Source organism: Burkholderia sp. Ac-20379, assembly GCF_017104645.1.
Lineage (GTDB): Bacteria > Pseudomonadota > Gammaproteobacteria > Burkholderiales > Burkholderiaceae > Burkholderia.
The window spans coordinates 1-3,309 of record NZ_JAAGPF010000513.1 but is presented as its reverse complement, the minus strand read 5'-3'; the positions used below and the strand labels follow the sequence as shown (position 1 = coordinate 3,309).

At 70.7% G+C, this 3,309-nt stretch carries 4 protein-coding genes; 1 reads left to right on the top strand and 3 read right to left on the bottom strand.

The window, feature by feature from the left end; all coding sequences use genetic code 11:
- A partial coding sequence (locus G3N92_RS32100; RefSeq protein WP_206131557.1) for an alpha/beta fold hydrolase occupies positions 1–1,064 on the top strand: 1,064 nt, incomplete at its 5' end.
- Positions 1,065–1,081: 17 nt separating this feature from the next.
- Here G3N92_RS32100 and G3N92_RS32095 read toward each other — a convergent pair.
- The 3 genes from G3N92_RS32095 to G3N92_RS32085 form a co-directional block, all read right to left on the bottom strand.
- Positions 1,082–1,276: a YqaE/Pmp3 family membrane protein gene (locus G3N92_RS32095; protein ID WP_206131556.1), complete on the bottom strand. Its 195-nt coding sequence runs from the start codon at positions 1,274–1,276 to the stop codon at positions 1,082–1,084.
- 51 nt (positions 1,277–1,327) lie between these two features.
- Entirely contained in the window at positions 1,328–2,650 is a 1,323-nt protein-coding gene (locus G3N92_RS32090) for a dihydroorotase family protein (protein WP_206131555.1), read from the bottom strand.
- A gap of 5 nt (positions 2,651–2,655) precedes the next feature.
- On the bottom strand, positions 2,656–3,309 hold a 654-nt coding region (locus G3N92_RS32085; RefSeq protein WP_206131554.1), incomplete at its 5' end, for an alpha-hydroxy-acid oxidizing protein.

The following is a 3,309-nucleotide window of genomic DNA, read 5'->3' as shown; positions in this document are numbered from 1 at the left end:
CGGCGCAAGCCCGGCAGGCGGGCGGCGCGCTGGCCGGCCTGTCGCAGCGTGCCCCGCAGCCGCGCCGGCCGAAAGGCGAGCCGAACGGCATGGTCGGCCGGATGATGGCGGGGCAACTGTTCGGCTCGGAACGCGAGCGCCGCACGCTGGAACCGGAAGACCAGACGCGCCTGCGCGTGGGCGAGGCCACGGGCAACGTCCAGCCGGTCAAGGTGCAGGGCGAGGCGGGCGAACTGGCGGGGCATCTCTACAAGGCGCACGACGGCGGCTCGACGGGCAAGGTCGCCCTGGTGCTGTCGGGCTCGGGCGCACCGGCCGAAGCGCTGACGCCGGACATCGCGGCGGCCTATCAGCGCGCGGGCGTGGACGTGCTGTCGATGAACTATCGCGGCTTCGGCGCGAGCGCGGGCACGCCGAGCGAGCAAGGGCTGTATCGCGACGCGGAAACGATGCTCGATCACGTCACGAACACGATGCACGTGCCGGCCGAAAACGTGGTGGTGCACGGCTATTCGATGGGCGGCGCGGTGGCGGCGCACCTGACGGCGAAGGCGCAATCGGAAGGCAAGCAACTGGGCGGGCTGGTGCTCGACCGGCCGATGCCGAGCACGACGAAAGGCGTGCGCGCTCACCATCCGCACGCGGGCGCGCTGCCCGGCCAGATCGCGAAGCGCACGGTGGGCACGCTCAGCGTCGAGAAGAACCTGCGCGGCCAGGCGGCCGATACGAAAGTGGTGATGCTGACGGACAACGAGGGGCTGGGCCGGGAAGGCGAACAGCTTCGCGAGCGGCTGACGGCGCAAGGCTTCGAGGTGACGGGCGGCAGAACCGGCAGCGAGCACGAAGACAGCTTCTCGGCCATGCACAACCAGTTCCCGGCCATCGAGCAGGCGCTGCTTCAGCCGGGCCAGGCCGCTTCTGCTCAAACTTCTGGCCAAACTTCCGGCCAAACCTCAGGCCAGACTTCCACCGCGCCTGCCTCGTCCGCACCGGCCACAGCACGCACCGAGGCGGAGCAGTTCCAGCACGATTTCGGCTATCTGAGCGGGATGATCCGGGCCTGACTCGGGCCTGACTTCGCTCAGCCCCGGCCGCCGAACGCCTTGGCGATCTTCTGATCGGTCTTGTACTGGCTCAGCGCGTACACGGACCAGATCGCGGCGGGCAGCCAGCCGATGATGGTGATCTGCAGCAGCAGGCAGATGATCCCGGCGAACGGGCGGCCGATCGTGAAGAACTGGAACCACGGCAAAAGGATTGCGAGAATGAGACGCATCGAAGCACTCCTGAATACGATCCGCCGATGTTACCCGAACTCGCCGGGCGCTCACCGCGCCCGCGATACCACCACCTGCCCCCTCGGCCCCGTTTCGCCCACCTGCTGGCCGCGCACGTACACAGCGGCCAGCCCCCACGGCACGGTCATGCCGTCGAACTGCGAATAGCCGGCCTTCGAAATCTGGTCGGCGTCGCGCACGGTCATCGTGCCGGCCGGGTCGAGCAGCACGAGATCGGCGTCGAAGCCCGGCGCGAGCAGGCCCTTCGACGCGCCCAGCCCGAACCGCTGCGCCGGATTGCGCGCGCACAGCGTGGCCACGCCGCGCAGGTCGAGGTCGCCCATCTCCACGAGCCGCAGCATCGCGGCCAGGAACGTCTGCACGCCGGGCATGCCGCTCGGCACGTCGCGGAAATCGTCGTAATGCGCAGCCTTCTCGGCATACGCGTGCGGCGCATGGTCGGTCACGATCATGTCGATCAGGCCGTCGCGCAGCGCCGCGCGCAACGCGTCGCGATCGCGCGCGGGCCGCAGCGGCGGCAGCGCCTTGAAGAAATTGCGGCGCGTGTCGTACGCATCGTCGGCGAGCAGCAGCGCCTGCGGCGTGGTTTCGATGGTCACGTCGGCCAGATCGCGCAGCCGCCGCCACGTCTCGAAACCGAGTTGCGAATTGCCTTGCCGCAGGTGCACGCGTGCGCCGGTGGCGGCGGCGGCAAGCACGGCCTGCGCGATGCCGGCGGCCTCGGCCACTGGCGGGCGGCTCGCCAGCAGCGCATCGAGCCCGGCGCGGCCGGTGGCCTGCTGCGGCGCGCTTTGCAGCGAATGATCGCCGGGCGACACGCACGCGATCGCATCCACGGCACGCAACGCCTGCATCGACTCGACGAGCCGGGCCTGCGTGTCGTGCCGGTACGCCTCGGGCACGCCGGCCATGAACAGCTCGAACGAGACGGGATCGAGCGCGCGCACGGCGTCGAGCGACGGGTGCGCACACAACTTCGCCACCTGGAACCCGACGTCGACGTGAATCCGCCCGCGCGCGCCGTCCATCTTGTCGCGCAGCTCGTCGGCATGCGTGGTGATCGGCAGATCGGTGGGCATGTCGAGCAGCGTGGTCACGCCGCCGGCCGCGGCGGCGCGCGTGCCGGACGCGAAATCCTCCTTGTGCGTGTAGCCGGGATCGCACAGGTGCACGTGCGCATCCACCAGCCCGGGCAGCATCACGAGGCCGCTCACGTCGCGCGTGGCGCGGCTTTCGGCCGGCGTGCCGGGCGCGAGGATCGCGGCGATGGCGTCGCCCGCGATGGCGAGATCGGCACGGCGCTCGCCGGTGGCGTCGACGAGCGTCGCGCCGCGTAACAGCAGATCGAACATGAGAATCAGGATGCCGTAATGAGTTGATCGCGCGCGATGTCGCCGAGCCGGGCGGCACCCATCCACGCGCAAAGGGATTGCAGTTCGCCGACGGTGGCGCGCAGCAGCGTGCTCACGGCGGCCTCCCCGCCGCCGGCCAGCGCATGCACCACGGGGCGCACGACGATCGACATATCGGCGCCGAGCACGCAGGCGGCCACCACGTCGGCGGCGTGGCGAATGCCGCCATCCACGAGGATCGTGGCGCTGGCGTCGAGCGCGGCGCTGACGATTTCAAGTTGCCCCGGCACCGGCGCCCAACGGTACGACTGGCGCACGCCGATGTTGGACACCATCACGCCGTCGCAGCCGGCGGCGTGGATCGCGACGGCGTCGTCGGCATGCATGACGCCCTTCACGACGAGCTTCAGCCCGAGCGCATGCACGGCGGCGAGCACCTCGCGAAACGCGTCCATGCCCCAGGCGGGGAACGCGGGCAGCTTCGCCACGCCCTCCTGCGCGCCGATCGTGGACCAGCCGCGCTGCGCGACCTGCGCGGCCACGTCCACGCCGCCAGGATGCAGGCCAGGTGCGGGATGCACGGGCGCGAGCACGGTCAGCACGATGCCCTGGCAGCCGGCCTGCGCCGCGCCTTGGGCGAGCCGGATCGCGCGTTCGAA